6 protein-coding genes are annotated in these 3,036 nt (G+C 45.1%); all 6 read right to left on the reverse strand.

Going from position 1 to position 3,036, the window contains the following annotated elements; translation table 11 throughout:
• Positions 1-160 precede the first annotated feature (160 nt).
• On the reverse strand, positions 161-565 hold the full coding sequence (locus BW941_RS18140; RefSeq protein ID WP_494545880.1) for a T6SS amidase immunity protein Tai4 family protein: 405 nt from the start codon (positions 563-565) through the stop codon (positions 161-163).
• Entirely contained in the window at positions 532-1,035 is a 504-nt protein-coding gene (locus BW941_RS17530) for a type VI secretion system amidase effector protein Tae4 (RefSeq protein ID WP_076518260.1), read from the reverse strand. Before BW941_RS17530 ends, BW941_RS18140 begins: the two co-directional genes overlap by 34 nt.
• Positions 1,036-1,138: 103 nt before the next feature.
• Positions 1,139-1,438 carry a DUF3144 domain-containing protein gene (locus tag BW941_RS17535; protein ID WP_076518262.1) on the reverse strand — a complete coding sequence of 100 codons (300 nt, stop codon included), beginning with the start codon at positions 1,436-1,438 and terminating at the stop codon, positions 1,139-1,141.
• A gap of 92 nt (positions 1,439-1,530) precedes the next feature.
• A complete protein-coding gene (locus BW941_RS17540; protein ID WP_135804690.1) occupies positions 1,531-2,064 on the reverse strand; it encodes a hypothetical protein in 534 nt (177 codons plus the stop codon).
• 106 nt (positions 2,065-2,170) lie between these two features.
• Positions 2,171-2,482, reverse strand: coding sequence for a hypothetical protein (locus BW941_RS17545; RefSeq protein WP_076518266.1), 312 nt, complete (start codon positions 2,480-2,482; stop codon positions 2,171-2,173).
• 86 nt (positions 2,483-2,568) lie between these two features.
• A partial coding sequence (locus BW941_RS17550) for a hypothetical protein (protein ID WP_217693623.1) occupies positions 2,569-3,036 on the reverse strand: 468 nt, incomplete at its 5' end.

The raw sequence follows: 3,036 nt of genomic DNA on the forward strand, positions 1-3,036 counted from the left end.
CGGTGTAGTGATTGTATTTGTTCTTCGTTTTCTTAGTCATTTAAAGACCCTCATTAGGTAGTAGTGAGGTGTCTACTTTTCATGGGTAACTCGGTAATTTAACGCCCAAAGCAGGTGCGCCGATTTCTGGCGTCGCCATGCCTTTGTTTGTTACACACCATCAGTTGCACTGCGCTTTAAACTCTTGTTGATCTAACCAATTACTCGAATCTAAACATGGGTTGTATCTGTCAAAGATTTGTTTAATCTCTTGAGATTCTGAAAACTCTAAACACCTCATAATGTTCGCTTGGTGCCCAGACTTCCCCATAAATTCGCTTCTTTTCCACGTAGACACAAGCGACCTTAGCTCGTCGTATGAATCAAGGCTTATATTACCCATGTAGCCATTTGCTGATATATTTGCATCCCGCTCAACTTCTGGGATTTTGAACGATGACCCCATGCAAATAGATGCGGCATACTTACGAAAATCTTTCTCCTCTTTCGTGAATACTGAGGAGCTAGTGCAACCATTGATAAATAACGTCATCAAAATGCAGAGTACTTGCTTTTGAGTTCCCATAGATATGCCTTTTTGGAAATTGGAAAATAACACTTATCAGAGCATTCCGTACCGTTCCAGATTGTTGCATGGCCAGATGCATCAACCCACTGATCCACTTCAAAGACAAGAATTCCTTTCTTCTTTGAAAAATCTATTTCATTAGGAGATAAAAACACTTCGTCAGGATCTCCGAAAACCTTCTTTAGATAGGCAATCATTGTATTGACTTTGTAGATATACCAATTTCCACTTTTCCCAGAAACGGTTTGACCGGAGATGAAAGGTATTTTTACACCAGTTTGGTTAAGAACATAACTCAGTCTAATGGCACAGGCATTTTCGAATCTACCTTGTCCCTGTGGAATTTTATTGATGTTGTAATCAACCTTCCCTCCAATCTTTGTACCAACTCCTGAGACAGTCTTTCCGACATCGTCATAAACCTCTTTAAATGCCTTCCAGGCATCTTCGATATGTGGTCGTTTCATATTCGCTCCTTTGAACGTGAATTATATTGTGTAACGCCCGGCCTTGGGGCGCGTGCTTTTTACGCGTCCCGCCACGCTTTTCAGTGGCTTCAACGGCCGCTTGTTATGAGTATTTCTCATCTGACTCGAAGCCTTCGAAGTTTTCAATATAATCGTCTAGATTCTCTATGAGCATATTTCGATACTGCTCCGTAAAGTATCTGATTGCTTCTTCCCTGTCCCGCTTCATTTCTTCTGCATCTGAGGCTGAATTAGCCACATTAAAGGAGTTAAATCGAGCGGCTGCGTATAGCAAAGAAGAACTGACCTTACTGACCGTTGCTTCTTTTATTTGATCATTGGCTACCGCAATTATCTCATCGGCCCGATCCCAGAACTCCTTTGGTGCTATATCGTCACTCATACTCGTTCCCTGGCTCATAACGCCGCCAGCATGCGCGGCTACGGAATGGAGGCGAAGCCGCAATGTAGTAGACGTCGCCGTGCCTGGCCTTGTTATGTGTTTAGATCCTTACAGTACAGGGCATATTTTTCGAAATCATTCCTGCTGTAGGCGCCCTCTGCGAGAGTCAAAGGCTCACCATTGAGGAAGCGCTTGTGATGGATATATGGCTCCAACGAATCCCATGCCTTCGCAAAAGCAGGCCCCCACATTTTGGAAAAATGCTCCCGACTTATAAGCCCAGACATAGCCATGTAGGACAACCGTTGCATCGCGATACTGACACGATACGCTGCATCAACGGTTTCTTTGGACCAAGCAACCTCGTGCTCTTCGCTCCCAAGCTCGCCGTTCGCATAGTCACCTGCATCACGAAGCAATGATAGGTCTGACTTGATCTTAGACATTTCATCCATTGCCCAAAGTAGCAATGTACTGTCCCGATTCTTCACTTCTTCTTTGATGGTGCGGTAAGCAAAAATCACCGACACGAGTAAGAAAAAATTGATGAAAAGCATCAAGATTGATGTGATTGCTGAAACACCAGACCAATCCAGCGGGTTTAATGCTACCTGAACCGATTCCATCTAACCTCTCAACTAGAAATACACATAACGCCCGGCCTTGGGGCGCGCGCTTTTTGCGCGTCCCGCCACGCTTTTCAGTGGCATCAATGGCCGCTTGTTATAAATATCATCGAACATTTCGACTATCTCTGAGGTTGATACAGGCTTCCGACACACAAGCTTTTAGCATTTCCATCTTGAGTTCAACTTGCTGGTCGATGATAGCATTTGCCTCTTCAACCTCTCCGCGCGCTAATGACTCCCTAATTTTACTTAGTGTATCCAAGTCATATGCAGCATTCGAAGCTAACGAATCTTCAATGATCCCAGTGGCGGCATAGTCTGCATGCTTATTGATAGCATCAACAAGGAAGGCAAAACCCCATAGGCCAAACACCAATATAGTCGCGAAGAATAGAACTTGTTTCAGGTACTTCATAGTTTCAAATATTTATAACGCCCGGCCTTGTGGCGCGCGCTTTTTGCGCGTCCCGCCACGCTTTCAGTGGCCTCAACGGCCGCTTGTTACATGCCATGCCGAAGAACTCCATAAAAGACTGAAACCACCGAAACCATGATCCCAGAATAACTAACATCTTTAACTATTCCTGGCTGCGCAGGAAGACGAACCAGCATGGGGGCGACTATAAAAACACATGCCAAAGTAAACCCCGCTGCAGGCCAGAAACTCATCAGACAACCGAAAAGAAGAGATAGGACAGCCAACACAATCAGAAACCTACGCTTATCAGCTCCGCTCGGCTTTCCGTGGTCATTTTCGTACTTCCTACGAGAAACTCGAGCAACACCAAAGGCAGTTGCACCCAAGCCTATCACAATCAAAACACTGATTAAGTCGCTATTCATAGTCGTGCATGTAACGCCGCGCACACCGGTGTGATCTGCTACCACTTTCGTGGACACTTCAGGCACACGCCCTTGAATAGTTTTCAGGGCTTTCATACCCGATTCCAGAGTGAAGTCTCTCACGGT

The organism is Thalassolituus maritimus (assembly GCF_900156675.1).
Lineage (GTDB): Bacteria > Pseudomonadota > Gammaproteobacteria > Pseudomonadales > Oceanobacteraceae > Thalassolituus > Thalassolituus maritimus.